Source organism: Micromonospora kangleipakensis, from assembly GCF_004217615.1.
GTDB lineage: Bacteria > Actinomycetota > Actinomycetes > Mycobacteriales > Micromonosporaceae > Micromonospora > Micromonospora kangleipakensis.
Genome location: NZ_SHLD01000001.1, coordinates 1,095,105 through 1,119,388 on the forward strand (window position 1 = coordinate 1,095,105; position 24,284 = coordinate 1,119,388).

Consider the following 24,284-nt stretch of genomic DNA (forward strand, 5'->3'; position numbering starts at 1 on the left):
TCGCCATCTGGGGCGCGATGGCGTGGTACGACTGCCTTAATGCTGGCGCGGAGCCGACAGAACGGGCGAGCGGATGGCGGGTGAGGCGGGCGAGCTCCTGCGGAGACCGGAGGTGCCACAGCGGGCGACGTTCCTGGAACTGTTCTTCGACCTGGCGTTTGTCGTCGCGCTCACCCAGCTCTCCCAAGGGCTGGCCGATGATCTCAGCTGGCGCGGCGCCTTCCAGACGCTGGTGCTGCTGCTGGCCATGTGGTGGGTCTGGTCCATCACGGCGGCGGTAACCGACAGGTACGACCCGCAGCGGCCGGCGATACAGCTGCTGGTCCTCGCGACCTTGGGCGGCAGTCTGGTGATGGCCGCCGCGGCGCCCCAGGCGTTCGGCAAGCGGGGCCTGATCTTCGCAGGCGCGTACGTCGCCATCCAGATCGGCCGCGGCTTCTTCCTCCTGCTCGCCCTGCGGGGCCGCGAACTGAAGCGCAGAATCGGACGGTCGCTGTTCTGGTTCGGTGTGTCCGCAGTGCCGTGGATCGCGGGGGCGATCGCGCACGGTACGGCGCGTGGGGTGCTGTGGGCGCTGGCGGTGGCCGTGGACTACGCGGGATTCGCACTCGGCTGGCCCACGCCGGGGCTGGGCCGCTCGCCCAGGTCGGAGTGGCAGGTCGTGCCCGAGCACCTGGCCGAGCGCTACCGCCAGTTCTTCATCATCGCACTCGGCGAGTTGATCCTGGTCACCGCGTTGACCCTCGGTCGCAGCGACTTCGCGGCGGACCAGACCGCAGCGTTCGTGGTCTCGATCGCCACCACCGTACTGATCTGGCGGATCTACATCTACCGCGCCGGGGAGGTACTGGCCGCGGCCATCGAAGCATCCCCCGACCCACTCCGCCTCACCCTCTCGGCGACATACGCCCACATGGTCATGGTGGCCGGCATCGTCGTCACCTCCGTCGGCGACAAATTCGTCATCACCCATCCGCTCGGACACACCCCACCGGGCTGGATCGCCGTCATCCTCGGCGGACCCGCGCTGTTCCTGGCCGGACGTGCCCACTTCGAGTACGCCGTGTTCGGCCGGGTGTCCCGGGATCGGCCGATCGGACTGCTCGTGCTGGCCGCCATGGCCCCGGTGATGCTCCTCGTACCGCCGCTGATGGCCGCCCTCGCCGCAACCGCAGTCCTCACCGCAGTCGCGGTCGCCGACACGACCCGCGCCCGGCGGCGCCCATCCGCGCCGCCCTCGCCACCAGGCGGACCATCGTGACAGGTGCCTGCGGCACTTCTTTGCCACCACGCTGATGAGCAACGGCTTCGAGCCACAGGACGTGCAGAAGGCGTTGCGGCACGCCAACCTGCGGATCTACCCTTGAGACCTCGGGGGCGGTGTGGAGTGGGCCGCCAGGGACTCGAACCCTGAACCTATGGATTAAAAGTCCACAGCTCTGCCATTGAGCTAGCGGCCCGCCCGCTCAGGCTACCGGAACCCGCTCGCGCGAGCCTTCCGGCTTCCCGCCGCCCGTCGATGTCCGACACCCGACGCCGAGACGCCCGCGCATGCGGGCGAGCCGCTCGACGATGGCCCGCAGCGCCGTGGCCGACCAGGCTGGGGCCATGACATTGCTGCGTACGGCCGTGCTGGCCGGGGCGACGCTGGCGACCGGGCTGATGGCGGGACTCTTCTTCGCGTACTCGTGCTCGGTGATGCCGGGTCTGGCCGGGACCGACGACCGGAGCTTCGTCGGCACCATGCAGTGGATCAACCGGCGGATCCTGAATGGCTGGTTCCTGGCCGCCTTCCTCGGGGCGGTGCTGCTGCCCGCCCTCGCGGTCGCGCTGCACCTCACGGTCGGCGGCCGGGTGTTGGCCTGGGCCGGTGCGGCGCTGGCGTTCTACCTGGCCACGCTGATGATCACCATGCGCTGCAACGTGCCGCTCAACGACCAGTTGGACGCGGCCGGGCCGGTGGACCGGATCGCCGACCTCGCGGCGGTCCGCGAGCGCTTCGAGGTGACCTGGGTGCGGTGGAACCTGGCCCGCACCGTCACCAACGTGGCCGCCTTCGCCTGCCTGATCGGCGCCCTGCTGACCCGCCGCGCCTGAGCCGCCCCGGCTGCCACCCGCCAAGGGTGATCCACACCAGGTCGGCCAGGTGGGGGTGTCCGACCCGCCGGGAGACCGCCAGGTCGGCGATCTGGTGAAAGGGAGCATGGGGCGGCCCACCGGGGGAACGGTGTCCGGCGTGAGGATGAGCAGCACGCCCGCGGTGGCCGCGTCGAGCGAGGTGGTCGGCGTGGACGGCGTACGGCAGCCCGGCGGCGAGGTGCACGCCTGGCTGCCGGGGCAGAACCAGACGGTCTGCGGGCTGCCGCTCAGTCGTACCCGGCTGCGTCGCTTCCCGCACGTGCCGTTCGACTACGCCTCGACCGACGTGCTCACCGAGGCCGACCCGGTCGGGTTCATCTGCCCGCGTTGCCTGGCCGCCATGCAGGGGCGCCGGCGGCAGGAGAAGAGCTGGGTACGCCACTCGCCCCGGCCGTGACCGGCCCGGGGTTGGAGTCCGGTTCAGCGGGTACGGCAGCCGGTATGCGGATCGTGATCGCCGGGGCCAGCGGCAACGTCGGGACGGCCTTGCTGCGCCGGCTGCGTCAGGAGTCCGGGCTGGAGCTGGCCGGGGTGGCCCGCCGACTGCCGGGGCTCGACGTCGGTGAGCCGTACGACCGGGTGGAGTGGCACTCCTGCGACGTCGGGGCGCCCGGCGCCACTGAGCAGCTCGCGGCGATCTTCGCCGGGGCGGGAGCGGTGGTGCACCTGGCCTGGCAGATCCAGCCCAGCCACGACCAGCGCACCCTGCACCGGACCAACGTCGGCGGCAGCCGCGCCGTCATCGACGCGGTCGTCCGGGCCGGCGTTCCCGCCCTGGTGTACGCCTCCTCGGTCGGCACGTACGCGCCGGGCCCGAAGGACCACCCGGTCAGCGAGCGCTGGCCGGCGACCGGGGTGCCCGGGTCGTCGTACAGCCGGGACAAGGCCGAGGTGGAGGCGCTGCTGGACACGGTCGAGCGGGAGCACCCGGAGCTGCGGGTGGTCCGGTTGCGCCCGGGGCTGACCTTCCAGCGGGACGCCGGCACCGAGATCACCCGCTACTTCCTCGGGCCGTTGGCGCCCGTCCGCCTCCTGCGGTACGGCCGGATCCCGCTGGTCCCGACCAACCGCCGGCTGCGGATGCAGGCGGTGCACGCCGACGACGTCGCCGACGCGTACGCGAAGGCTCTGCTGGGTGAGGCGCGCGGCGCCTTCAACGTCGCCGCGGACCCGGTGCTGACCCCGGAGCTGGTGGCCCGGCACTTCCACGGCTGGACGGTGCCGGTCGCCGCGCCGGTGCTGCGGGTCGCGGCGGCGCTGACCTGGTGGGCACGGCTGCAACCCGTCGACGCCGGCTGGGTGGAGCTGGGTTTGAACGCGCCGCTGATGTCCAGCCACCGTGCCGAGACCGAGCTGGGCTGGACGCCGAGGATGGACGCCCTGACCGCGCTCAAGGAGCTCTTCGCCGGCATGGCGGGGACCGCGCACACCGCCGCCCCGCCCATGTCGGCGGATCCGGACCTCCCCGGCCGCCCCGGCGGCCTCCGCAAGGCCCGCACCCCGGGCCACGGCAACCCCTACTGAGGCCGCGGGGTCAGGACAGGCGGGCGCCGAGGAAGAAGATGCCGGGGTGGCCCTTCGCCTCGAAGCCGTCGCTGGGGTTGCGGCGCAGGGTCGAGTTCTCGATCCGCTGCCGCCGCCCGGGGTGCCGGCCGCGCCGGGTTGGCGCCGTTGCCGCTGGTTCTCGTACTGGCTGAGCACCCGCAGCGCCGCGCCGCCCAGGTCCTGCCCGGTCCGGTCACACCGGTTGTCGGCGAAGCGGGAGTCGCGAGGTCAGGTCCGGACCCCGGGGTCAGGTGTGGGAGAGGGCGAAGGCGGTCAGGAAGCCGAGGACGGTGATCAGGCCAACCAGGAGGTGAGCGTCCTCGAACGCCTCGGGGACCATGGTGTCGGTGATCATCGCGAGGATCGCGCCACCCGCCAGCGCGGTGATGGTCGCCAGCACCTCCGGCCGAGCGCCGCCGAGCAGCGTGTAGCCGGCCAGCGCCGCCGCCCCGCTGACCAGGGCGATCGCCGTCCAGAGCAGGAAGACGTACCGCCGGGAACGGCCCGCCAGGCGCATGCCGGCGGCGCTGGACAGGCCCTCCGGCACGTTGCTCAGGAAGACCGCGATCACGGTGACCAGGCTGACCGGGCCGCCGGTGAGCAGGCTCGCGCCGATCACCACCGACTCCGGTACGCCGTCCAGCAGCGCGCCGACCGCGATGGCCGTACCCGAGCCGGGCTGCTCCTGTTCGGAGGGCTGCACGTCGCCGGAGCGCTTGCGGTGCCGGGCCCCGCGCCGGGCCAGCAGGACGTTCGCTCCGGTGTACGCCAGCGCGCCGGCCGCCGCGCCGACCACGGTGGCCAGCAGGCCACCCTGCTCGTGCGCCTCGGCGATCAGCTCGAACGAGACCGCGCTGAGCAGCACCCCGGCGCCGAACGCCATGACCGACGCGATGACCTTCCGGGGCACCCGGGCGAAGAACCCGGCGACCGCCCCGATCAGCAGGGCCGAACCGGCCAGCAGACCCCACAACCCCGCTTGCAACCACTCCGGCATTCGCAGGACCGTACCCTGACGGCGCCGCGGTGGAACCGTCAGAAGTCGGCGAAGAGGTACGGCACCTGCCGGGGGAAGATGCGGCGCAGCTCGGCCGCCGCGTCCGCCGGCACGTCACCGAGGTCCCGGATGTCGACCTCGGCCGGGTCGAGCACCCCGTACGCGAGGGCGGAGAGCCCGGCGGCGGTGAGCGTCGCGGCCGGGACGGCGCCCCCGGCGGAGCCGACGGGCCGCAGCTCCAGCCGACCGGTGGCGCCGTCGAGCAGGTGCGACCCGGCCAGCCATCGGTCGCCGACCAGGTCGACCCGGACCCGGCCGGCTCCGGTCGGCAGGCCGGTCAGCGCGTCCAGGGAGAGCAGGCGGGCCATCGGCGCGGGCGACCCGGGCCGGGACACCCGCGCCTCGACGTGCACGGCCAGGTCGGTGAGCCACAGCTCGGGCAGCTCGTCGGCGGGGAGCTGGACCCGGACCCGCTCGACCTGGTCGACGTGCCGGGCGAAGAACTGCAGCAGCAGCGCCCGGGCGTACGGGTCGGTGGCGAGCAGGTCGTCGGCGAGCAGCTCGCCACCGTGGTCGTCGATCCGGTAGGTCACCGCGCCGACCGTGCTGCCGTCGACCACGGCGGTGAGCAGCCAGCGGTCGTCCCGGTCGCGCAGCCCGACGGCCCGGAAGTCGGGGAAGACCGCGAAGCCGTGCCGCTCGTGCAGGCAGCGCTCGGTGAACGCGCGCCAGGTCGGGTAGGCCGCCCCGACCCGCTCCCAGACCACCTCGCCGGGCAGCTCGGCGCGGAGCAGCGGCCCGAGGTCGGCCGGGGAGAACGTCGCGGTACGGGCCCGGGGCAGCCCGACGTAGCCGAAGCGCTCGTAGAACGACGCCCGGAACGGGTACAGCGCGGTGAGCGGATGCCCCTCGTCGCGCATCTCGTCGAGGAGCTGGTGCAGCAGCGCCCGGACGTGGCCGCGCCGGCGGGCCAGGGGGTGCGTCGCCACCCCCGCGACGCCGGCCATCGGCAGGACGGCGCCCCGGAGGTTCTGCCGCATCGGGATCGCCGAGGCGGCGGCGACCGCCGTGCCGTCCTCGTCGGCGACCAGCGTCCGATTGCCGGCGTTGTAGGGGAGGTAGTCGCGGAACTCCGCCACCCGGGACGCGGCCAGCGGCGACGCCTCGAAGGCGTACGCCTGGAGCGGGAAGCTGGTGGCCAGGCGTCCCTCGGCGGCCAACCGACGGATGATCACTCCTCATCCCAACGCGGGCCGGTGGCCGGCGCAACCGCTTTCGCCGTCCGGGGAACGGTCAGGCGTCGGCGACGTCGGAGACGACCACGGTGACGTTGTCCGGCGCGCCGGCCTGGTGGGCGAGCTTGACCAGCTGCTCGCCGCACTGCTGGCGGTCGCCGTAGGTGCCGAGCGCCGCGGCGATCGCCGGGTCCTCGACGTAGTCGGAGAGGCCGTCGCTGCAGAGCAGCAGCCGGTCGCCGGGGAAGACGGTGAGCACCCCGATCGCCGGGGGCGCGTCCGAGCCCTGCACGGCCCGGGTGACCAGGGACCGCTGCGGGTGGTGCCGGGCCTGGTCGGGGGCGAGGGCGCCCTGGTCGACCAGCGCCTGGACGAAGGTGTCGTCCCGGGTGAGCTGGGTCAGCTCCCCGTCCCGCAGCAGGTAGCAGCGGGAGTCGCCGACCTGGGCGAGGACCAGGGTGTCCCCGGCGAGCAGGGCGGCGGTCAGCGTGGTGCCCATGCCGTCGCGGGCCGGGTCCACCGTGATGGCGGCCCGGATCCGCTGGTTGGCGGTGCTCACCACGGCCCGCAGCGCGTCGGCGGCCTCGTCGGGGACGGTCGGCGGGGTCAGCTCGTCCAGGATCCGGATGACGATCTCGCTCGCCACCTCGCCGGCGGGGAGCCCGCCCATGCCGTCGGCCACCGCCACCAGGCGGTCACCGGCGAGGGCGGAGTCCTCGTTGTTGGTCCGGACGAGGCCGACGTCGTTGAGGATGGCCGAGCGGAGGATGAGCGTCATGGGTCAAGCTTGCCAAGAAGACCCTGCCGCCGTCTCTACGCACTACTGCGTAGGGTGTGAGAAATGATGCCGGTGTCCATGGTCGGGCGCGCCGGCGAGCTGGCCGAGCTCGACCGGGCCTGGGCCGCCGTGGCCTCCGGCCACCGGCCGGCGCCCACCGTCACGGTGATCACCGGGGCCGCCGGAGTGGGCAAGAGCCTGCTGGTCGCGGCCGCCCTGGAGGGCTTCACCCCGCGGCCGGCGGTGGTCCTCACCGGTGCCGCGCGGGTGCACGGCCCCGCCCCGTACGACTGGTTGGCGGCCGTGCTCAGCGGCCGGGACACCAGCGGCCTGGACCTGCCGCCGGACGCGCTGGCCTGGCTCGCCCAGCAGCCCACCGCGCCGCGCGAGCGGTACGCCCCGGGCACGCTGCTCCGGCTCGCCGTCCGCACGGTCCGGCTGCTGGTCGGGGCCGGCCCGGCGGTGCTGGTGGTGGAGGACCTGCACGCCCTCGACCCGGCCAGCCTCAACCTGCTCGGCGAGCTGGCCGCCGCCCCGGAGCTGCCGGCCCTGCTGGTGGTGGCGAGCCGCCCGCCGGCCGACGCGGTGGCGCCGGACCTCACGGTCCGCGCGCTGGCCCGCCTCTGCGGGGTACGCGGCGCCGTGCGCCAGCACCTCGCGCCCCTCACCGCCGCCGAGGTGGCCGAGGTGCTGACCCAGGTGTACGACGGGACGCGCCCCGCCGAGGCGGTGGCGGCCGCGGTCTGGCGGCGCACCGGCGGCAACCCGTACGTGCTGACCGAGCTGCTCGCCGCGCACGCCGGGTCCGGGCCGGACGGCCTGGTCCACGAGCCGCTGCCGGAGCACCTGGTGCCGCGGCCGGCGGCGCCGCCGGACGCCGAGCTGACCGGTCGGGAGATCGAGGTGCTCGGCTGCCTGGTCGCCGGGATGTCCAACAAGCAGGCCGCCCGGGCGCTCGGCATCTCGGTGCGGACGGTCACCGTGCACGTCTCGAACCTGCTCCGCAAGACCGGCTCGGCGTCGCGGACGGAGGCGGCGCTCTGGGCCGTACGACACCGGCTGCCGATGGCCGCGCCGCGCGGCTGACCGGTCAGCCACGCGGGTAGCGCAGCAGCAGGCTCGCCCACACCTCCTCGTCGCCGACGGCGGCGTAGCTGTGCGGCACGTCGGAGGCCCAGCGCAGGTGCCCGCCGGCCGTCGCGGTCAGCGGGGCGTCCACCGGCCCGGCGCGCAGCATGCCGGCGAAGACGGTGACGTGCTCGGTGACCCCGGCCTGGTGGGCGGGGGAGAGCTGGCCCGGGCCGGGCGCGACTCGCATCCGGTACAGCTCGTACGTCGCGTCGCTGTCGGTGAAGACCTCCAGCAGGGTGGCGCTCACCGCCGCGCCGCGTACGGTCGGCGTCTCGGTGGGCCCGGAGAGCACGGCGGTGAGCGGCACGCCGAGCTGCGCGGTGACCGCGTACAGGGTCTCCAGGGTCGGGTTGCGGGTGCCGTTCTCCAGGCCGGAGAGGGTGGCCTTCCCGACGCCGGCCCGCCGGGCCAGGGTGGAGAGCGACATCCCCCGCTCCTCGCGCAGGGCGCGGACCCGCAGGCCGACCGCGCCGGGTGCGGGATCACGAGCTGGTGGGGGCGACGCCATGCCGCTATGGTGCTACACGTCGCCGTTCCGTAAACGGAACGGCCGGTGGAGGGGGAGCGGGTGGCGGGCCGACTGCAACCGGTGCTGGCCGGCGTCGTGACGGCCCTGGTCGGCTTCGCCAGTTCGTTCACCGTGGTCCTCGCCGGGCTGCGGGCGGTCGGCGCCGACGACGCGCAGGCCGCCTCCGGGCTGCTGGTGCTCTGCGTGGCCGCCGGCCTCTGCGCGGTCTGGCTCGGGCTCCGGCACCGACTGCCGATGGCTGTCGCCTGGTCCACCCCGGGCGCAGCGCTGCTGGTCGCGACCGGCCCGGTGCCCGGCGGCTGGCCGGCGGCGGTCGGCGCGTTCCTGGTCGCCGGCCTCCTGATCGCGGCGGCCGGGCTGATCCCCGCGCTCGGCCGGGCGGTCGCCGCGATCCCGGGCCCGATCGCCAGCGCGATGCTCGCCGGGGTGCTCCTGCCGCTCTGCACCGCGCCGGTGCGGGCGCTGGTGGAGGTGCCCCGGCTGGCCGGTCCGGTGGTGCTCACCTGGCTCGTCCTGCACCGGTTCGCCCGCCGCTGGGCGGTGCCGGCCGCACTGGCGGTGGCGGCGGTGGCCATCGCGTTCACCGCCCCCGCCGCCGGGACCGGCCGGCCGCACCTGGCACCCACCGTCGAGGTGACCACGCCGGCCTGGACGCTCCCGGCGGTGGTCGGCCTCGCGCTGCCGCTCTTCCTGGTCACCATGGCCGCGCAGAACGTCCCCGGGATGGCGGTGCTCGCCGGCTACGGCTACCGGGCGCCGCTCGGCTCCGCCCTTCGGGTGACCGGCCTGGCCAGCGCGCTCGGCGCGCCGGCCGGCGGCCACGCGGTGAACCTCGCCGCGATCACCGCCGCGCTGGCCGCCGGCCCGGACGCCCATCCGGATCCGGACCGCCGCTGGATCGCCTCGGTCACCGCCGGGATCGGCCTGGCGCTGCTCGGCCTGGGAGCCGGCGTGGCCACCGCCCTGGTGCTGCTCTCGCCGCCGATCCTGGTGGAGGCGGTGGCCGGGCTCGCGCTGCTCGGCGCGCTGGCCGGCGCGGTCTCCGCCGCCGTCACCGCACCGGAGGCACGGGAGGCGGCCGTGGTGACGTTCGTGGTGACCGCCTCCGGGGTCAGCCTGCTCGGGGTGGGCGGCGCGTTCTGGGGGCTGGTCGCCGGCTGGCTGATGCTGCTGCTGTTCCGCCGCCGCCGGGCCGTCTCCGACCCCCGACCCGAGCCCGGTGCGGCCGACGCCCCGGAGGTGGAGCGGGTCGGGCCGGCCCGGTGAGCGCGGGCGGTCAGGAGCAGATCCGCTTCGGGGCGGTGGCGCCGGCGCGCAGCCGGAGGCGTACGACGTGCCCGGCCGGGTCGCGGAACTCCGCCTCGGTGGGCGAGACGAGGTGCACCTCGCCGGCCTGGAACGGGTTGCCCCACCCGGGCGGCGGGTTGCCGTTGCCGTCAGAGAGCGGATCGACCGCCTCGTACCAGTGCCCGTCGATCCGGGCCTCGTCGATGCCGCAGTGGGTGTAGAGCCGGTATGGCAGCACCCGGGACGCGTACGGCAGGGCCGTGCCCCCGGTCGGCGACGCCGAGGGAGTGCCGTCGGCCCCGGTCGCCGGCTTCCCGGCGTCGCAACCCGCCAGCGCCGACAGGGCCAGCGCCACGGTCAGCGACACGGCTGTTCTCCTCATCCGGGTCCCCATTCGCCCCGCCGCCGGATGCGGCGCTCCCCGGTGTGACGCGACCGGGGCCCGCCCCGTTCCGGCCGGGTCAGGACGTGGCGGCCGCCTCGACGCCGACCGCTGCGGTCCGCAGGCGGACCCCGGTGACGTTCTCCTCGACCATCCGGCGCAACGCCCGGGCGTTCTCTCGGGTGTCGAGGATGACGAGGACGTGGGTGACCGCCGGGTCGTCGTCGTCCGCGCCCCACCAGCCCCGGACGAAGCCGGGACTCTGCCGGGTCACCTCGGCCATGTGGGTGAACTGGGCCGTCCGCTCCTCGGGACCCGCCGGCGTGCCGCGCTGCTCTCCGATCACCATCCACATCCCGCCCACGGTAGGGGATTCGCGGTGATTCATCGACCACATCAGCTCCGTAGCGTGCCCGCGGAGGTTGCGCCGGCCCGCCTCACTCCTCCGCGGGCAGCTCCGTGGCGGGGACGTCGAGGCGTACCTGGTCGTCGGTGACGGTGGCGATCCGGTCGGCGAGCACGTAGACCGCGCCCGTCCGGGCCAGCTCGGTGGAGACCTTCAGGTAACCGCTGCGGAGCAGCCGGGCGGCCAGGTCGGCGGGCACGTCCGGCTCCTCCACCGCCGCCGACTCGATCAGCTCGTCGAGGCTGCTGCCCGGGTCGGCGGTGGGCGCCTGGACGGTCACCGCGGTCGGGTCGCCGCGTTGGACGAGATCCACCGTGCCGACCTCGACGCCGGTCGAGTCGACCACCCGCATGCCGGTGGTGACCCGGGAGATGGTGGCCTGCTGCTGCGTACCCTGCTGGTTCATTCAGGCGCGGTTCCCGGGCCGCGCCTGCGCTAAACGGACGGGGTCCAGCCGCTCGGCGGGCGGGGGGAGAGCTCGCGCCAGCCGTCCGGCCCCTCCAGCAGCGCCCGGACGGTCTCCTCGGCCTCCTCGACGCTGGCGTACTCGTAGAACTGGGAGACCCCCTCGGCGCCGCCGGCCCGCTGCTCGACGTGCCAGCGGTCGCCGTCCACCCGGAGGAAGACGTCCCGCCGGGCCAGCCGCCCCCACTTCCCGTTCCACCAGTGCCTGCGCTGTTCCATGGCGGGACTCTATCGAACACCTGTACGACATGGGACGGCCCCTGCGGGATTCCCACAGGGGCCGGTGTGCATGCGGTACGTCAGCGGGCGACCGGCGGCCCGTTCCGTCGCCCCAGCACGTCGTCCAGCGCCCCGCGCTGCTGCCCGGGCGTGGCGTGACCGCCCGCGACCAGGGCGTCCCGGATCTCGGTGAGCAGCTTGATCTCCTCGCTCGGCGCCTTCGGCGGCGGCTCCTCGCCACGCCGACGGCGCTCGGCCAGCCGGTTCATCGGGTAGACCACCAGGAAGTACAGCACCGCGGCGGTGAGTAGGAAGGTGATCAGTGCGTTGAGGAAGTCGGCCCAGGTGACGAAGTTTCCGTCACCGATTCTCCAAGTGCCGGCGAACTGATCCTTGCCCCCGCCCATGAGTTTGATGATTGGCTTCAGGAACGAGTTCGTGAACGATGTGACCACGCCGGTGAACGCGGCGCCGATGACGATGCCGACTGCCAGGTCGACGACGTTTCCGCGCATGATGAAGTCTTTGAAGCCCTTGAGCATCCGTACTCCCGTGCTGTCCGATTCTGGGTCCCGGACAACCTATGCCCCCGAGGGTGACTCCAGAAAAGCGCCGGCCTCGATCGCCGCGCGCGCCGGATCCCCGTCCCGGATGGCGGCCACGAGTCGACCGTGGTCGACGTACCGCTCGGGCTCCAGCGCACCGCCCATGGCCTGCGCGACGGTGCTGCGCAGCGCGGCGCCGACCGAGGCGTACAGCTCGGCGAGCATGGCGTTGTGCGCGGCGGCGACCACCACGGTGTGCAGCGCCGCGTCGGCCTCGACGAACTCGTCCACCCGGCCGGAGCGCCACGCGGCCTCCCGGGTGGCGAGCGCGGCGTCGAGCGCCGCCAGGTCCTCCGGCGTACGCCGCAGCGCGGCGAGCCGGGCCGCCTCCACCTCGAAGGCGCGGCGCACCTCGACCACCTCGGCCATCCGGTCGTCGGTGAGTCGTCGGGCCACCACCGGGGCCAGCTCGTCGGTCGACACCACGTACGTCCCGGAGCCCTGACGGCACTCCAGCACGCCGGCGTGGACCAGGGCGCGAACGGCCTCGCGGACCGTGTTCCGCCCCACCCCGAGCGCGGCGACCAGCTGCGGCTCGGTCGGGATCCGGCCGCCCACCGGCCACTCGCCGCCGAGGATGCGCTCCCGGAGCTGCGCGATGGTCTCCCGCACCCGCTGGCCGCGCGGCGGCACGACGACGGAATCGACCGACGGTGTCACCGGTTACACCTGCTGCCGAAATTCATCCCATGATTGTAGGTTCGAGGTCATGACCCCGCCACCCAGCCGCACCGAGGCCCCCGCCGCCGACCGGACGACCGCCGCCGTCGCGGAGCCGCCCGTCGCGGTGGCGACGCCCATCGCCGACGTGACGCCCGGCTCCGCGCCGGCCGCCGCGCCGGCCGGGACGCCCTCCCCGGCCTCCGGGGGCGCGCTGGTGCTGGTCGGCATGCTGCTGGTCGCGCTCAACCTGCGCGCCGCGGTGACCAGCCTCGGCGCCCTGCTCGACGAGGTACGCGGCGGTCTGGCCCTCTCCGGCGCGATGGCCGGCTTCGTCACCACCCTGCCCACGATCGCCTTCGCCGGTCTCGGCGCGCTCACCCCGTGGCTGGTCCGCCGGTACGCGCCGGCCCGGGTCCTGGTCGTGGCCATGCTCGCGCTCAGCGTCGGGCAGGTCCTCCGGGTGGCGACCGACTCCGCCGCGGTCTTCGTGCTCACCAGCGCGCTGGCGCTGGCCGGCATCGCGGTGGCGAACATCCTGCTGCCGATGCTGGTCAAGCAGCACTTCCCGCACCGCACCGGGCTGGTCACCGGGGCGTACACGATGGCGCTGACCATCGGCACGACGGTGGCCGCCGCGTCCGCCGTGCCGGTCGCGCACGCCTTCGGCTCCTGGCGGGCCGGGCTGGGCGTCTGGGCCGGGCTGGCCGCGGTGGCCGTGGTCCCGTGGGTGCCGCTGGCGCTGCGGGCCCGCGCCGCCCGGCGGGCGGCGACCCCGACGGCCGCCGTCGCCACTCCGGCCCGGATCCGGCCCGGGCGCACCCGGCTGGGCTGGGCGATGGCGGTCTACTTCGGGGCGCAGTCGCTCAGCGGGTACGCGATCATGGGCTGGCTGGCGCAGCTCTTCCGGGACGCCGGCTACCGCCCCGAGGCCGCCGGGCTGCTGCTCGCCGGGGTGACCGCGCTCGGCGTGCCGGTCGCGCTGGTGATGCCGACCCTGGCCGGCCGGCTGCGCACGCTACGGCCGCTGGTGCTCTCGCTGACCGCCGCGTCCACCGCGTCCTACGTCGGCCTGGCGCTCGCCCCGCACGGCCTCGCGCCGCTCTGGGTGCTGCTGCTCGCCCTCGGCCAGGGCGCCTTCCCGATGATCCTCACCACCATCGGGCTGCGCGCCCGTACCGCCGAGGGCACCGTGGCGCTCTCCGCGTTCGCGCAGAGCACCGGGTACGTGATCGCCGCGCTCGGCCCGCTGCTGGTCGGCATCCTCTACGAGGCGACCGGCGGCTGGACCGCGCCGATCGGATTCCTCCTGGTGGCGCTCGTCGTGCAGACGACGGCGGGCATGGTGATCGCCCGTCCCCGCTACATCGAGGACGAGCGCTGAGGAGCGTGGGTCAGGAGGAGGCCGGCGTGGGGTCGCCCGCGACGGCCTGCTCCACCGTCGGGTAGGTGTGCAGCACCTCGACCAGGCCGCTGACCTCGAGGATGCGCAGCACCCCGCGCTGCGGGGCGGCCAGCCGGACCACGCCGCCGGCCTCGTCGCAGCTGTTCTTGGCGCGGACGAACACCGACAGCCCGGTGGAGTCGCAGAACGACACGTTCGCCAGGTCGAAGACGAGGCGGCTGCGTCCCTTGTCCAGCAGATCCGTGATCTGGTCCTGCAGCTGCGGTGCCGTCGCCATGTCCAGCTCGCCCGCGACCGACACGACGACCACGTCGCCGCGCTGTTCCGTGTGCACCGTCAGGGACATTCGTCGACCTCCTGTGTTCGGTGGAACGGTATCCCACCGAGCGGGGGATACGCAGAACGGGAGCCGTTACGGGTGCCGGCGATCATTCTTTGTCGTGCGGCAAGTAGCCTGGCCAGCTCCGGTGATAGAGTCCGGCCGGTTCGCCAGTCCAGGGAGGTCAGCATGGCGTTGAGCGCCGAGGAAAGTGGTCGGCTCGCCCGTCTGCTCAGGGAAAACGAAGAGCGGCTGATCCGACGTTGGGCGGAAGTCGTCGGCGCGTCGCTGCGCGGCCGCCTCAGCCAGGCCGAGCTCACCCGCCAGGTGCAGGAGCTGCACCGTAGCATGATCGACGCCGCCGAGAACGGCCTCACCGACCTCGCGTCCGAGCCGGGCGGCGAGCTGCGCGCCGTGCTCGCCGAGCTGTCCCGGGGCCGGGCCCGGCAGGGTTTCAGCGCCACCGAGACCGCGATCAGCGTCTTCTCGGTGAAGGACGTCCTGCTCGAGCTGATCGAGGAGGGCCAGGACGCGGCCCGTCTCCGCGACTTCGTGGCGTTCTCCGCCCTGATCGACCAGATGGGGCTCTTCACCTTCGAGAGCTACGTCCGCACCCGGGAGAGCCTGATCGCCGACCAGGCCGAGCAGCTGCTCGAACTCTCCACCCCGGTGGTCAAGATCTGGGAGGGCGTGGTCGCCGTCCCGCTGGTCGGCACGCTCGACTCGGCCCGCGCCCAGGTGGTGATGGAGCGGCTGCTCCAGACCCTGGTCGACACCGGCTCGCCGTACGCGATCATCGACATCACCGGCGTCCCGGCGGTCGACACCCAGGTCGCCCAGCACATCCTCAAGACCGTGGTGGCCGCCCGGCTGATGGGCGCCGACTGCATCATCTCCGGCATCCGGCCGCAGATCGCCCAGACGATCGTCGCCCTCGGCATCGAGTTCGGCGACATCGCCACCAAGGCGAGCCTCGCCGACGCCCTGCGCCACGTGCTGCGACTGGCCGGCGTGGACAACGCCCGCCGCCACCAGCGCCGGGAGGCCTGATGGAGCGGGTCCCGGTCCTCAAGATCGGCGACATCCTGCTGGTCTCCATCCAGGTCGACATGTCCGACCAGACGGCCGTGATGCTCCAGGAGGACCTGGCCGAGCGGATCGTCGCCACCGGCTGCCACGGCGTGATCATCGACATCACGGCGCTGGACATCGTCGACTCGTTCGTCGGCCGGATGCTCTCCACCATCGCGTCCATCTCCAAGGTGCTGGACGCCGAGACGGTGGTGGTCGGGATGCGTCCCGCCGTCGCCATCACGCTGGTCGAGCTGGGTCTGTCGCTCAACGGCATCCGGACCGCGCTGAACGTCGAGCGCGGCATGGAGCTGATCGCGGCCGCCCGCGTCGACGAGTGGGTCATGGTCGACGGCGACGAGGACGCCGAGACGACGGCCACGACATGACCGCCGGTGTCGACCTGGGGGTGCCGCAGACCCAGGCGATCCGCAGCGACGACGACGTCGTCCGGGTGCGGCAGCTGGTGCGTACGGTCGCGGTGGCCGCCAAGCTCTCGCTGGTCGACCAGACCAAGCTCGTCACCGCCGCCAGCGAGCTGGCGCGCAACACCCTGATCTACGGCGGGGGTGGCACCGCCGACGTGGCAGGCGTCGAGGACGGCCGCCGCCGCGGGGTGCAGATCGTCTTCATCGACTCCGGGCCGGGGATCCCGGACCTCGACATGGCGCTGACCGACGGGTACACCACCGGCGGCGGCCTCGGCCTCGGGCTGAGCGGGGCCCGCCGCCTCGTGGACCACTTCGATGTCGTCACCGCCGTCGGCGAGGGCACCCGGATCACCGTCGTCAAGTGGTCCCGATGATCGGGGACGTGGTCGCCGACCACGGTCTCTGGTTCCGGGTGGAGAGCAGCGGCGCGGGCAGCGGCGTACGCCGGGCGGCCGAGCGCCTCGGCATGCAGCTGGAGCTGGGTGAGCGCCGCGTCGCCGACCTGGCCATCGTCGCCGCCGAGCTGACCAGCAACCTGGTGAAGCACGCCCAGGAGGGGGTGCTGCTGCTCCGCCCGGTGCGCCGGGCCGGGCGGGCCGGGGTGGAGCTGGTGGCGATCGACTCCGGGCCCGGCATGGCCGACCTGACCGTCTCCTCGCGGGACGGGCACTCCACCACCGGCACGCTCGGCATCGGCCTGGGCGCGATCGCCCGGCAGGCGACCTGGTACGACGGCTACTCGCGGCCCGGTCGGGGCACCGTCCTCGCCGTGCAGGTCTGGTCCGGCCCGGCGCCGGAGCCGTCCTGGGCGGGCGGGCTGGTCCGGCCGATCATCGGCGAGCAGGTCAGCGGCGACGGGTACGGCGTCCGGATCGCCGAGGGGCGCCGCCAGGTGCTGGTCTGCGACGGCCTCGGGCACGGGCCGCTGGCGGCGGCCGCCACGGAGGCGGCGCTCGCCGCGTTCCGGGACGCGCCGGCCGCCCCGCCGGCCACGGTGGTGCAGCACCTGCACCGGGCCATCGGGCACACCCGGGGGGCCGCGCTGGCCGTGGCCGAGCTGGATCCGGCCGTGGGCTTGCTCCGGTACGCCGGCCTCGGCAACATCTCAGCCATGATTGCGGTGGAGGGCGAGCGGCGTCGCGGGCTGGTCTCGCTGCCCGGCATCGCCGGCCACCACCGTCCCGCCGTGCGGGAGTACGAGTACCCGTTCGGGGCCGGCGCGACGCTGGTGATGCACAGCGACGGCGTGGTCGACCGCTGGGACCTCGCCGACTACCCCGGCCTGCTCGGGCAGTCTCCCCTGGTGACTGCCGCCACCCTGCTCCGGGACGCCGGCACCCGCCACGACGACGCCTCCGTCCTGGTGGCCCGGGGCTGGTCGTGACCGGGCCGGTCGGCACGCCCCCGCTGCTCCAGATGGCGCTGCGGGTCGAACAGGACATCTTCGTCGTCCGGCAGCGCGGTCGGGAGGTCGCCGCGGCGGTCGGCCTGGAACACCAGGACCAGGTCCGGATCGCCACCGCGCTCAGCGAGGTCGCCCGGGACCTGCTGCGGACCGCAGACGGGGCGGATGTCACCTTCTTGATCGGGTTCGATGTCGTCACCGGGCGGCACGTGCTGTACGTGGATCTCGCCCCGGTGCGCCCCCTGCCGAACGGCAGCTACCAACCGCAGTCCGGCGCGGTGGCGCGGCTGGTGGACATGCTGGGCGTCGTGGCGGACGAGGGGGATACGGTCGTGAGGATGTCCCGACGTGTCCCCGCCAACTCCCCGGCGCTGACCCCCGAACGGCTGGCCGAGCTCCGCGCGGAGCTGGGCAGCACCGCTCCGGGCACCGCCCTGGACGAGCTGGCCGAGCAGAACGGGCAGCTGATCGCCGCCCTGGACGAGGTACGCAGCCAGCGCGACGAGCTGGAGGTCCTCAACTCCGAGCTCCAGGAGACCAACCGCGGCGTGATGGCGCTCTACAACCAGCTCACCGAGGAGCTGGAGGAGACCAACCGCGGAGTGGTGGCCCTCTACGCCGAGCTGGACGAGAAGTCCGCCCAGCTGCGCGCGGCCAGCGAGTCGAAGAGCAGGTTCCTGGCCAACGTCAGCCACGAGCTGCGCGCCCCGGTCACCGCGATCATCGGGCTGTCCCGGCTGCTGGCCGACTCCGCCTCCGACCCGCTCACCGCCGAGCAGGCCCGCCAGGTGGGGCTGATCCGCTCCTCGGCGGCGGACCTGCTCGGGCTGGTCAACGAGCTGCTCGACCTGGCCAAGGCCGAGTCCGGCCGGATCGAGCCGAACTGGGCCGACGTGGACCTGCGGGCGGTCTACGGGCAGCTCCGGGGCACGCTGCGGGCGCTCGCCACCCGACCGGAGGTCGAGCTGGTGGTGGAGGAGCCGCTGCACCCGGCCACCGTCCGCTCCGACGAGGTGCTGCTCGCCCAGGTGCTGCGCAACCTGCTGCACAACGGGCTGAAGTTCACCGAGCGGGGCGAGGTGCGGCTGCGCGCGGAGCGGCGGGACGACCGCTGGTCGCTGTCGGTCTCGGACACCGGCGTCGGCATCCCGCCGGAGCTGCACGAGCGGGTCTTCGAGGAGTTCTACCAGGTGCCGGGGGCGACCCGGGTCGGTGGCACCGGCCTCGGCCTGCCGTACGCGCGCCGGCTGGTGATGCTGCTCGGTGGGACGTTGGAGCTGTCCAGCGAGCCGGGCCGCGGCAGCACCTTCACCGTCACCCTGCCCGTGGGCGGAGCGTGACGGTGGAGGGCGGCGCGACGACCGTGCTCGTGGTCGACGACAGTCGTGCCAAGCGCTATTTGCTGGTCAGCTGGCTGACCCGGGCCGGGTTCGCGACGATCGAGGCGGAGAACGGCGCCGAGGCGCTGGCCCGGGTGGAGACCGATCGGGTGGACCTGGTGGTGCTCGACGTCCGGCTGCCGGACCTGAGCGGCTTCGAGGTCTGCGAACGGATCAAGGACCGTCACCCGGCGATGCCGGTCATCCACGTCTCCGCGCACGCGGTCGACGTGGTGGACCGGGCGCAGGGGCTGACCCGGGGCGCCGACGCCTACCTGGCCGAGCCGGTCGAGCCGGAGGAGCTGGTGGCCACCGCGCACGCGGTGCTCCGCTACTACCAGGCGCGGCAGCGGGCCGAGCTGCTCGCCGAGCGGCTGGCCGCGCTCGCCGACGCCACGGTGCAGATGCACGCCGCCCCGAACTTCGTCGGGCTGCTGGAGGCGGCGGCGGCCGGCGCGGCGCAGATCTTCAAGAGCCCGGCGGCCGTGGTCGCGGAGACCTTCGACGGCGACTGCCTGGCGGGCGTGGCGGCCGGGCCGGACGCCGAGCCGCGCATCGTCCCGTGGATGGTCGACGACACCGGGGTGCCGATCGGCACCACGGTCCGGGTCGACGAGCCCGCCGCCTGGGACCTGATCGGCTGGCCGGCCGGCGGCACGGTCACCGTGGCCGCCGCCAAGCTGCGCGAGGACCGGGCCCCGCTCTACGTGGTGGTGCCGACCGCGACCCAGACCGTACGGACGCCGGTGCTGGTACAGCTCGCCCAGGCGGTCGCCTCGGCGGTCGAGGCGCAGCGCTCCTTCGACGAGGAGCACCGGATCGCGGTCACCCTCCAGCGCAGCCTGCTGCCCCGCCGGCTGCCCGAGGTCGCCGGCCTGGACCTGGCGGTCCGGTACGAGCCGGCCAGCGCCCAGACCGAGGTGGGCGGCGACTTCTACGAGCTGGTGATGCTCGACGGGCACCTGCTGATGGCGATCGGCGACGTTGCCGGTCACTCGCTGCACGCCGCGACCGTGATGGCCGAGCTGCGGCACGCGGTGCGGGCGTACGCGGTGGAGGGGCACCAGCCGGGGGTGATCCTGGACCGGGTCAACGAGCTGATGCTTACCCTGCTGCCGAACGAGCTGGCCACCATCTGCGTGCTGCTGCTGCACCCGGGGAGCGGCCTGATCCGGCTGGCCAGCGCGGGGCACCTGCCGGCGCTGATCAGCATGGACGGCCGGGTGGAGTTCGTCGAGCAGTCCGCCCCGCTGCTCGGGGTCCGCGCGCCCCGCCCGCCGGACCTGGAGTTCGTGCTGCCGGCCGGCGCGACGCTGGTCCTCTACACCGACGGCCTGATCGAGCGGCGGGACGCCACCATCGACGAGGGGATGGCCGCGCTGGGCGCGGTCGCCGTCCGGGTGGACGACGACCTGGACCAGTTCTGCCAGCGGCTCCTGGTCGAGCTGGTCCCGCCGGAGATCAACGACGACGTCGCCGTGGTCGCCCTCCGCCGCCGCTGACCGCCGCCCCGGGCCGGTCAGCTCAGTGAGCGGGCGTACGCGGCGGGTGAGATGCCGGTGACGGCGGTGAACTCGCGGACCAGGTGGGCCTGGTCGGCGTAGCCGAGGTCGGTGGCCAGCCCCGCCCAGTCGAGCGGCCCGCCGGCGGCCTGCTCGATCGCCTCCTGGAGCCGGTACCGCCGGATCACCCACTTCGGACCGACCCCGACGTGGTCGAGGAAGAGTCGCTGGAGCCGCCGGGTGGAGACCCCGTGCCGGCGTGCGAAGTCGTCGACGCGCAGGATGCTCCGGTCGGCGCGGATCTCCTCCACCAGCGCGGTCGCCTCGGCGGTGAGCGGATCCGGCGCAGGCCCCCAGCCGGTGAGCAGGGCGTCCAGCCGCCGGCACCGGTCATCGTCACCGCCGGGGCAGACCGGGCCCGGAACGGGCAGGCCGGTGCCGGCGAGCGGCCGCCGCCGGCCGGTCAGTTCGGCGACCGGACGCCGCCAGAAGGGCCGGAAGCCCCCCGGCCGGAACTGGACGCCGCTGGCCCGGCCGACGCCGTGCAGGGTGATGGCGAAGAGCTCGCTGGCGGGGCCGGCCACCTCGGCGGTCTCCGGGCCGTTTTCCTGGCCGTGGAAGACCACATTGACCGCCGGGTGCGGCACCACCCGCTGTTCGAAGGGCTCGGTCAGCTCCCAGTCGATGAGCCAGTAGTGCTCGACGTAAGCGTGCAGCGCCGGTGCGGCCAGCCGGCGGCGGAAGCGGACCTGCCGCAGCAGCCGGCCGGGGTCGAGGATGCCCCGACTGTCCCGCCGCGGTCGCTGTCGCATTTCTTCAAGACCACCTTCATACGCTGGCCCTATGAGCACGAAGACTAGTGACCTGCTGGCCGCCGCCGCACCCCGGACGGTGGCGGTGGTCCGCGGCATCTCAGACGACCAGCTCTCCCGGCCCACCCCGTGCCCCGACTACGCGGTGCGCGACCTGCTCAACCACCTGTACGACGTGGTGGTCAACTTCCAGGCGCTCGCGCGGAGACGGGAGGTCGACTGGTCGGCGAAGACCGACCACCTGACCGAGGGCTGGCGGGACCGGTTCGCGGCGGAGACCGGGCGGCTGATCGAGGCGTGGGCCGACCCGGCCGCGCTCGAGGGCGTCTCGCCCGGCATGGGCCTGCCGCAGGAGACGGTCGGCGAGATGGCCCTGACCGACCTGACGGTGCACGCCTGGGACCTGGCCCGGGCCACCGGCCAGCGCCTGGACGTCGAGCCGCAGGTCCTCGCCGCGCTGCACGGCTTCATGGACCGGATGGGCGACACCGGCCAGCAGATGGGCGCCTTCGCCGAACCCCACCCCACCACCCCCGAAGCCACCCCCCTGGACCGCCTCCTAGCCCGCACCGGCCGCAACCCCGCCTGGCACCCCTGACCCCCACCCGCCGCCCCCGCCCCGCCCCACCCGCGCGATCTTGCAGTTAGGGCCCACGATTTGCGGTACCTGCCCGGTATGTCGGGGCACCAACTGCAAGATCGCGCGGGGCAGGGCTTGACGGGGGTATTCGCTGAGCGAATAGTGGCGGAGGTGTCCACTCAGCACGTTCTGTTGGGGTTGCTGGCGGGTGGGGCGCGGCACGGGTACGAGCTGAAGCGGGCCCACGACGCGCGGCTGCCCCAGGCCCGGCCGCTCGCCTTCGGGCAGGTCTACGCCACCCTCGCCCGGCTCCAGCGCGACGGGCTGGTGGTCCCCGCCGGGCAGGAGCGCGACGGCGGTCCGGACCGCACCGCGTACGCGCTCACCGACGAGGGGCGGGCCGCGCTGGAGCACTGGCTCAGCACCGTCGAGCCACCCCTGCCGTACGTGGCCAGCACGCTCTTCGCCAAGGTGGTCGTCGCGCTCCTGGCCGCCGACGTCGACCGGGCCCGGGCGTACCTGACCGCCCAGCGCCGGGCGCACACCGCACGGCTGCGTGAGTTGACCGCGGTCAAGACCGCCCCCTCGGCCACCCTGGACGACGTCGTCGCGGCCGACTTCGCCATCGCTCACCTCGACGCCGACCTGCGGTGGCTGCACACCACCCTGGACCGGGTCGCCGACTGGCACCGGGAGGTGCACTCGTGACACACCTGGAAGCTCGCGGCGTGGTCAAGGCGTACGGCAGGACGCCCGCGCTGGGCGGGGTGACCCTCGCCGTGGCCGAGGGAGAGATCGTGGCGGTGACCGGCCCGAGCGGCTGCGGCAAGTCGACCCTGCTGCACTGCCTCGCCGGCATCCTCCGCCCCGACGCCGGCGAGGTCACCTGGCGGGGCGCGCGGATCGACACCTGGTCCGAGGCGGCCCGGTCCCGGCTGCGCCGCACGGAGTTCGGGGTGCTCTTCCAGTTCGGCCAGCTCGTCGCCGAGCTGACCGCGGCGGAGAACGTCGCCCTTCCGCTGCTGCTCGCCGGCACGGGGCGGCGGGAGGCGCGGACGGCGGCGCTGACCTGGCTGGAGCGGCTGGGGGTGGCCGAGGTCGCCGACGCCCGGCCGGGCGAGATGTCCGGCGGCCAGCAGCAGCGCTGCGCCACCGCCCGAGCGTTGGTCACCGAGCCCCGGGTGCTCTTCGCGGACGAGCCGACCGGCGCGCTGGACACGCTCGCCGGCGAGCAGGTGCTCACCCAGCTGGTCCGGCTCGCCCGCGAGCAGCGCACCACCGTCGTGCTGGTCACCCACGAGCCGCGGATCGCCGCGTACGCCGACCGGGAGGTGGTGCTCCGGGACGGCTGGGTCGACCACACCGGCCTGGGGCTGGACGCGCCGCTCGCGGGCGGTCACCGGTGAGGCCGTACACGCTGGCCCGCCTCGCCCTGGCCGGCACCCGCACCGACACCGCCCGGGTGGCGCTGACCGCGCTGAGCGCCACGCTCGCCACCCTCGTTGGGCTGGCCGCGTTCACCGTGCTGGCCATCCCGACCCCGGTCTGCTGCGACGGTCGGAACCTCTCCGAGCAGTACAGCAACGCGCTGCTGCGCGAACCGGGGCTGCGCGGCGGCACCGCGCTGGCGCTGCTGCTGCTCACCGTGCCGGTGCTGGCGCTGGCCGGCCAGTGCGCCCGGCTCGGCGCTCCGGCCCGGGACCGCCGGCTGGCCGCGCTGCGGCTCGCCGGGGCGACCCCCGGCCAGGTGACCGGGATCGCCGTGCTGGAGACCGGTGTCGCCAGCCTGTTCGGCGCGCTGGTCGGCCTCGGGGCGTACCTCGCCGGCCGGGAGCTGCTGGGCCGGCCGGACCGGCGGGGCCGGCTGGCCCTGCCCACCGACGTGCTGCCCCCGACCGGTGTCATCGTGGCGCTGGTGGTCGGGCTGCCGCTGCTGGCGGCGCTGGTCAGCGCCGTGCTGCTGCGGGGGGTCAGCGCCACCCCGTTCGGGGTGGTGCGCCGGGCCGTCCGGGAACGCGCCCCCGGGCCGTGGGCGGGCCTGCTGATCGTCTCCGGGTTGATCGCGTTCGCCTCGCTCAACCCGGTGCTGGACTGGTATCAGGACCGCCACCGGCAGCCACCGCTGCTGCTGCCGCCGCTGCTGCTCGTCGGGGGCGGCCTGGCCGCGCTGGTCGGCGTGGTGATCGGCACCGGCTGGCTGTCGTACACGGCGGGTCGGCTGCTGCACCGGTACGGCCGTGGCCCCGCCGCGCTGCTGGCGTCCCGCCGGTTGACCGCCGATCCGTGGGCTGGCAGCCGCACCTTCGCCGCCCTGCTGGCGGCCGTCGTCGTGGGCGCCGGGGCGGCGGGTATGCGGGCGTCGATGCTGGCCCGGGTCGAACTCGCCCGGCGCACCGGGTCGGGCGACAACAACGGCTTCTACCTGCGCACCTTGGACCTGGTCGACCTCGCCGTCGGCGTCGCGATGGCGATCGCCGCCGGCGGGCTGATCGTCGCCCTGGTCGAGGGGATCGTCGCCCGGCGGCGGGCGTACGCGAGGCTCGTCGCCACCGGGGTGCCCCGGGCCACGATCGGCCGGTCGATCGCCTGGCAGGCGATCGCCCCGGCGGTGCCGGCGGTCGGCGTGGCGCTCGCCGTCGGGTTTCTCCTCAGCCGCGGCATCGGCGGCGGACCGGCCCGAGGTGGCGGCGGCATGATCGGGGTGTGCGACGCCGGCGAGCAGCTCTGCGCCGACCCGGTGACCCGGGCGCAGCACCTCCGGACCGAATGGGTGCCCGAGGTGACCGTCTTCCCGGCCGTACCGCTGGAACAGCTGGCCTGGATCGGCGCCGGCGCCCTGGGCGCGGTGCTGGTGACGGTCGGGGTCGGCCTGGTCTTCCTGTGCTCCAGCACGGCGGTGGAGGAGCTGCGGACCACCTGATGTGACGCTGTCGCCCCCGGCCACGCTGTTGCCTGCGGAGGACCCGCCGGCGGGCCCTCCGGGGCCGGGCCGGACCGGCCGG

29 protein-coding genes and 1 tRNA gene are annotated in these 24,284 nt (G+C 74.4%); 17 read left to right on the plus strand and 13 right to left on the minus strand.

From position 1 onward, the window contains the following. Positions 1-112 precede the first annotated feature (112 nt). Positions 113-1,261, plus strand: coding sequence for a low temperature requirement protein A (locus EV384_RS05320; RefSeq protein ID WP_242623948.1), 1,149 nt, complete (start codon positions 113-115; stop codon positions 1,259-1,261). A gap of 127 nt (positions 1,262-1,388) precedes the next feature. Here the strand turns inward: EV384_RS05320 and EV384_RS05330 are convergent. Then, positions 1,389-1,460 (minus strand) — tRNA-Lys (locus EV384_RS05330). Between the two features lie 148 nt (positions 1,461-1,608). On the opposite strand from EV384_RS05330, the gene EV384_RS05335 reads away from it, so the two are divergent. The 3 genes from EV384_RS05335 to EV384_RS05345 all read left to right on the plus strand — a co-directional run bounded on the left by EV384_RS05335 (position 1,609) and on the right by EV384_RS05345 (position 3,663). Next, on the plus strand, positions 1,609-2,097 hold the full coding sequence (locus EV384_RS05335) for an anthrone oxygenase family protein (RefSeq protein ID WP_130330674.1): 489 nt from the start codon (positions 1,609-1,611) through the stop codon (positions 2,095-2,097). A gap of 145 nt (positions 2,098-2,242) precedes the next feature. Further along, the gene (locus EV384_RS05340) at positions 2,243-2,536 is read left to right on the plus strand and encodes a hypothetical protein (RefSeq protein WP_242623949.1); all 294 of its coding nucleotides are present in this window, start codon (positions 2,243-2,245) and stop codon (positions 2,534-2,536) included. Between the two features lie 44 nt (positions 2,537-2,580). Beyond that, the gene (locus tag EV384_RS05345) at positions 2,581-3,663 is read left to right on the plus strand and encodes an NAD-dependent epimerase/dehydratase family protein (protein WP_130330678.1); all 1,083 of its coding nucleotides are present in this window, start codon (positions 2,581-2,583) and stop codon (positions 3,661-3,663) included. Between the two features lie 268 nt (positions 3,664-3,931). Here the strand turns inward: EV384_RS05345 and EV384_RS05355 are convergent, their stop codons facing one another. The 3 genes from EV384_RS05355 to EV384_RS05365 are packed head-to-tail and all read right to left on the minus strand — an operon-like array spanning position 3,932 to position 6,694. Next, a complete protein-coding gene (locus EV384_RS05355; RefSeq protein ID WP_130330680.1) occupies positions 3,932-4,681 on the minus strand; it encodes a ZIP family metal transporter in 750 nt (249 codons plus the stop codon). Between the two features lie 38 nt (positions 4,682-4,719). After that, positions 4,720-5,916 (minus strand): GNAT family N-acetyltransferase, encoded by a 1,197-nt coding sequence (locus tag EV384_RS05360; protein ID WP_130330682.1) that lies wholly within the window; start codon positions 5,914-5,916, stop codon positions 4,720-4,722. A gap of 58 nt (positions 5,917-5,974) precedes the next feature. Further along, the gene (locus EV384_RS05365; protein ID WP_130330684.1) at positions 5,975-6,694 is read right to left on the minus strand and encodes a PP2C family protein-serine/threonine phosphatase; all 720 of its coding nucleotides are present in this window, start codon (positions 6,692-6,694) and stop codon (positions 5,975-5,977) included. Positions 6,695-6,757: 63 nt separating this feature from the next. Between EV384_RS05365 and EV384_RS05370 the strand changes: the two genes are divergently transcribed. Beyond that, the gene (locus EV384_RS05370; RefSeq protein WP_130330686.1) at positions 6,758-7,780 is read left to right on the plus strand and encodes a helix-turn-helix transcriptional regulator; all 1,023 of its coding nucleotides are present in this window, start codon (positions 6,758-6,760) and stop codon (positions 7,778-7,780) included. A gap of 4 nt (positions 7,781-7,784) precedes the next feature. Here EV384_RS05370 and EV384_RS05375 read toward each other — a convergent pair whose 3' ends face one another. Beyond that, the gene (locus tag EV384_RS05375) at positions 7,785-8,333 is read right to left on the minus strand and encodes a helix-turn-helix domain-containing protein (RefSeq protein ID WP_130330688.1); all 549 of its coding nucleotides are present in this window, start codon (positions 8,331-8,333) and stop codon (positions 7,785-7,787) included. A gap of 45 nt (positions 8,334-8,378) precedes the next feature. Between EV384_RS05375 and EV384_RS05380 the strand changes: the two genes are divergently transcribed. Continuing rightward, a complete protein-coding gene (locus tag EV384_RS05380; protein ID WP_242623950.1) occupies positions 8,379-9,620 on the plus strand; it encodes a benzoate/H(+) symporter BenE family transporter in 1,242 nt (413 codons plus the stop codon). Positions 9,621-9,630: 10 nt separating this feature from the next. Here EV384_RS05380 and EV384_RS05385 read toward each other — a convergent pair whose 3' ends face one another. The 6 genes from EV384_RS05385 to EV384_RS05410 form a co-directional block, all read right to left on the minus strand. Beyond that, the gene (locus EV384_RS05385; RefSeq protein WP_207232240.1) at positions 9,631-10,008 is read right to left on the minus strand and encodes a hypothetical protein; all 378 of its coding nucleotides are present in this window, start codon (positions 10,006-10,008) and stop codon (positions 9,631-9,633) included. 94 nt (positions 10,009-10,102) lie between these two features. Continuing rightward, positions 10,103-10,378, minus strand: coding sequence for a hypothetical protein (locus EV384_RS05390; protein ID WP_130330692.1), 276 nt, complete (start codon positions 10,376-10,378; stop codon positions 10,103-10,105). A gap of 82 nt (positions 10,379-10,460) precedes the next feature. Further along, positions 10,461-10,835: a hypothetical protein gene (locus EV384_RS05395; RefSeq protein ID WP_130330694.1), complete on the minus strand. Its 375-nt coding sequence runs from the start codon at positions 10,833-10,835 to the stop codon at positions 10,461-10,463. Between the two features lie 29 nt (positions 10,836-10,864). Further along, the gene (locus EV384_RS05400; protein ID WP_130330696.1) at positions 10,865-11,113 is read right to left on the minus strand and encodes a hypothetical protein; all 249 of its coding nucleotides are present in this window, start codon (positions 11,111-11,113) and stop codon (positions 10,865-10,867) included. 80 nt (positions 11,114-11,193) lie between these two features. Further along, positions 11,194-11,655 carry a large conductance mechanosensitive channel protein MscL gene (gene mscL / locus EV384_RS05405; RefSeq protein ID WP_130330698.1) on the minus strand — a complete coding sequence of 154 codons (462 nt, stop codon included), beginning with the start codon at positions 11,653-11,655 and terminating at the stop codon, positions 11,194-11,196. Between the two features lie 39 nt (positions 11,656-11,694). After that, positions 11,695-12,378, minus strand: coding sequence for a FadR/GntR family transcriptional regulator (locus tag EV384_RS05410; RefSeq protein ID WP_130330700.1), 684 nt, complete (start codon positions 12,376-12,378; stop codon positions 11,695-11,697). Between the two features lie 49 nt (positions 12,379-12,427). Between EV384_RS05410 and EV384_RS05415 the strand changes: the two genes are divergently transcribed. Next, positions 12,428-13,762, plus strand: a complete 1,335-nt coding sequence (locus tag EV384_RS05415) for an MFS transporter (protein WP_242623951.1) — start codon at positions 12,428-12,430, stop codon at positions 13,760-13,762. Between the two features lie 10 nt (positions 13,763-13,772). Here EV384_RS05415 and EV384_RS05420 read toward each other — a convergent pair whose 3' ends face one another. Beyond that, a complete protein-coding gene (locus tag EV384_RS05420; RefSeq protein WP_088976933.1) occupies positions 13,773-14,129 on the minus strand; it encodes an STAS domain-containing protein in 357 nt (118 codons plus the stop codon). Between the two features lie 162 nt (positions 14,130-14,291). Between EV384_RS05420 and EV384_RS05425 the strand changes: the two genes are divergently transcribed. From EV384_RS05425 to EV384_RS05450, 6 genes are read left to right on the plus strand one after another with little or no spacing between them, the layout of a single operon-like run. Further along, a complete protein-coding gene (locus EV384_RS05425) occupies positions 14,292-15,152 on the plus strand; it encodes an STAS domain-containing protein (protein WP_130330702.1) in 861 nt (286 codons plus the stop codon). Then, positions 15,152-15,562 carry an STAS domain-containing protein gene (locus EV384_RS05430; RefSeq protein WP_130330704.1) on the plus strand — a complete coding sequence of 137 codons (411 nt, stop codon included), beginning with the start codon at positions 15,152-15,154 and terminating at the stop codon, positions 15,560-15,562. Before EV384_RS05425 ends, EV384_RS05430 begins: the two co-directional genes overlap by 1 nt. After that, complete coding sequence (locus EV384_RS05435) at positions 15,559-15,978, plus strand: ATP-binding protein (RefSeq protein ID WP_130330706.1); 420 nt, start codon at positions 15,559-15,561, stop codon at positions 15,976-15,978. Before EV384_RS05430 ends, EV384_RS05435 begins: the two co-directional genes overlap by 4 nt. Next, on the plus strand, positions 15,975-16,988 hold the full coding sequence (locus EV384_RS05440; RefSeq protein WP_130340263.1) for a SpoIIE family protein phosphatase: 1,014 nt from the start codon (positions 15,975-15,977) through the stop codon (positions 16,986-16,988). Before EV384_RS05435 ends, EV384_RS05440 begins: the two co-directional genes overlap by 4 nt. Positions 16,989-17,020: 32 nt before the next feature. After that, a complete protein-coding gene (locus EV384_RS05445; protein ID WP_130340261.1) occupies positions 17,021-18,349 on the plus strand; it encodes a sensor histidine kinase in 1,329 nt (442 codons plus the stop codon). A 2-nt stretch (positions 18,350-18,351) separates the two neighbouring features. Then, positions 18,352-19,890, plus strand: a complete 1,539-nt coding sequence (locus tag EV384_RS05450; RefSeq protein WP_130330708.1) for a SpoIIE family protein phosphatase — start codon at positions 18,352-18,354, stop codon at positions 19,888-19,890. A gap of 17 nt (positions 19,891-19,907) precedes the next feature. Here the strand turns inward: EV384_RS05450 and EV384_RS05455 are convergent, their stop codons facing one another. Then, positions 19,908-20,702 carry a helix-turn-helix domain-containing protein gene (locus EV384_RS05455; protein WP_130330710.1) on the minus strand — a complete coding sequence of 265 codons (795 nt, stop codon included), beginning with the start codon at positions 20,700-20,702 and terminating at the stop codon, positions 19,908-19,910. A 31-nt stretch (positions 20,703-20,733) separates the two neighbouring features. Between EV384_RS05455 and EV384_RS05460 the strand changes: the two genes are divergently transcribed. The 4 genes from EV384_RS05460 to EV384_RS05475 all read left to right on the plus strand — a co-directional run bounded on the left by EV384_RS05460 (position 20,734) and on the right by EV384_RS05475 (position 24,202). Beyond that, a complete protein-coding gene (locus tag EV384_RS05460; RefSeq protein WP_130330712.1) occupies positions 20,734-21,300 on the plus strand; it encodes a TIGR03086 family metal-binding protein in 567 nt (188 codons plus the stop codon). A 153-nt stretch (positions 21,301-21,453) separates the two neighbouring features. Further along, complete coding sequence (locus tag EV384_RS05465; protein WP_130330714.1) at positions 21,454-21,990, plus strand: PadR family transcriptional regulator; 537 nt, start codon at positions 21,454-21,456, stop codon at positions 21,988-21,990. Next, positions 21,987-22,688, plus strand: a complete 702-nt coding sequence (locus EV384_RS05470) for an ABC transporter ATP-binding protein (RefSeq protein WP_130330716.1) — start codon at positions 21,987-21,989, stop codon at positions 22,686-22,688. Before EV384_RS05465 ends, EV384_RS05470 begins: the two co-directional genes overlap by 4 nt. Beyond that, positions 22,685-24,202 (plus strand): FtsX-like permease family protein, encoded by a 1,518-nt coding sequence (locus EV384_RS05475; RefSeq protein WP_130330718.1) that lies wholly within the window; start codon positions 22,685-22,687, stop codon positions 24,200-24,202. The genes EV384_RS05470 and EV384_RS05475 overlap by 4 nt, the downstream gene beginning before the upstream one ends. Positions 24,203-24,284: the final 82 nt, after the last annotated feature.

Excerpts from the sequence above, each read along its gene's own strand:
- EV384_RS05390 (WP_130330692.1), bottom strand. The coding sequence starts at position 10,378 with ATGTGGATGGTGATCGGAGAGCAGCGCGGCACGCCGGCGGGTCCCGAG.
- EV384_RS05400 (WP_130330696.1), bottom strand. The coding sequence starts at position 11,113 with ATGGAACAGCGCAGGCACTGGTGGAACGGGAAGTGGGGGCGGCTGGCC.
- EV384_RS05430 (WP_130330704.1), top strand. The coding sequence starts at position 15,152 with ATGGAGCGGGTCCCGGTCCTCAAGATCGGCGACATCCTGCTGGTCTCC.
- mscL (WP_130330698.1), bottom strand. The coding sequence starts at position 11,655 with ATGCTCAAGGGCTTCAAAGACTTCATCATGCGCGGAAACGTCGTCGAC.
- EV384_RS05355 (WP_130330680.1), bottom strand. The coding sequence starts at position 4,681 with ATGCCGGAGTGGTTGCAAGCGGGGTTGTGGGGTCTGCTGGCCGGTTCG.
- EV384_RS05365 (WP_130330684.1), bottom strand. The coding sequence starts at position 6,694 with ATGACGCTCATCCTCCGCTCGGCCATCCTCAACGACGTCGGCCTCGTC.
- EV384_RS05345 (WP_130330678.1), top strand. The coding sequence starts at position 2,581 with ATGCGGATCGTGATCGCCGGGGCCAGCGGCAACGTCGGGACGGCCTTG.
- EV384_RS05425 (WP_130330702.1), top strand. The coding sequence starts at position 14,292 with ATGGCGTTGAGCGCCGAGGAAAGTGGTCGGCTCGCCCGTCTGCTCAGG.
- EV384_RS05375 (WP_130330688.1), bottom strand. The coding sequence starts at position 8,333 with ATGGCGTCGCCCCCACCAGCTCGTGATCCCGCACCCGGCGCGGTCGGC.
- EV384_RS05445 (WP_130340261.1), top strand. The coding sequence starts at position 17,021 with ATGGCGCTGCGGGTCGAACAGGACATCTTCGTCGTCCGGCAGCGCGGT.
- EV384_RS05435 (WP_130330706.1), top strand. The coding sequence starts at position 15,559 with ATGACCGCCGGTGTCGACCTGGGGGTGCCGCAGACCCAGGCGATCCGC.
- EV384_RS05335 (WP_130330674.1), top strand. The coding sequence starts at position 1,609 with ATGACATTGCTGCGTACGGCCGTGCTGGCCGGGGCGACGCTGGCGACC.
- EV384_RS05460 (WP_130330712.1), top strand. The coding sequence starts at position 20,734 with ATGAGCACGAAGACTAGTGACCTGCTGGCCGCCGCCGCACCCCGGACG.
- EV384_RS05455 (WP_130330710.1), bottom strand. The coding sequence starts at position 20,702 with ATGCGACAGCGACCGCGGCGGGACAGTCGGGGCATCCTCGACCCCGGC.
- EV384_RS05370 (WP_130330686.1), top strand. The coding sequence starts at position 6,758 with ATGATGCCGGTGTCCATGGTCGGGCGCGCCGGCGAGCTGGCCGAGCTC.
- EV384_RS05420 (WP_088976933.1), bottom strand. The coding sequence starts at position 14,129 with ATGTCCCTGACGGTGCACACGGAACAGCGCGGCGACGTGGTCGTCGTG.
- EV384_RS05440 (WP_130340263.1), top strand. The coding sequence starts at position 15,975 with ATGATCGGGGACGTGGTCGCCGACCACGGTCTCTGGTTCCGGGTGGAG.
- EV384_RS05415 (WP_242623951.1), top strand. The coding sequence starts at position 12,428 with ATGACCCCGCCACCCAGCCGCACCGAGGCCCCCGCCGCCGACCGGACG.
- EV384_RS05395 (WP_130330694.1), bottom strand. The coding sequence starts at position 10,835 with ATGAACCAGCAGGGTACGCAGCAGCAGGCCACCATCTCCCGGGTCACC.
- EV384_RS05340 (WP_242623949.1), top strand. The coding sequence starts at position 2,243 with ATGAGCAGCACGCCCGCGGTGGCCGCGTCGAGCGAGGTGGTCGGCGTG.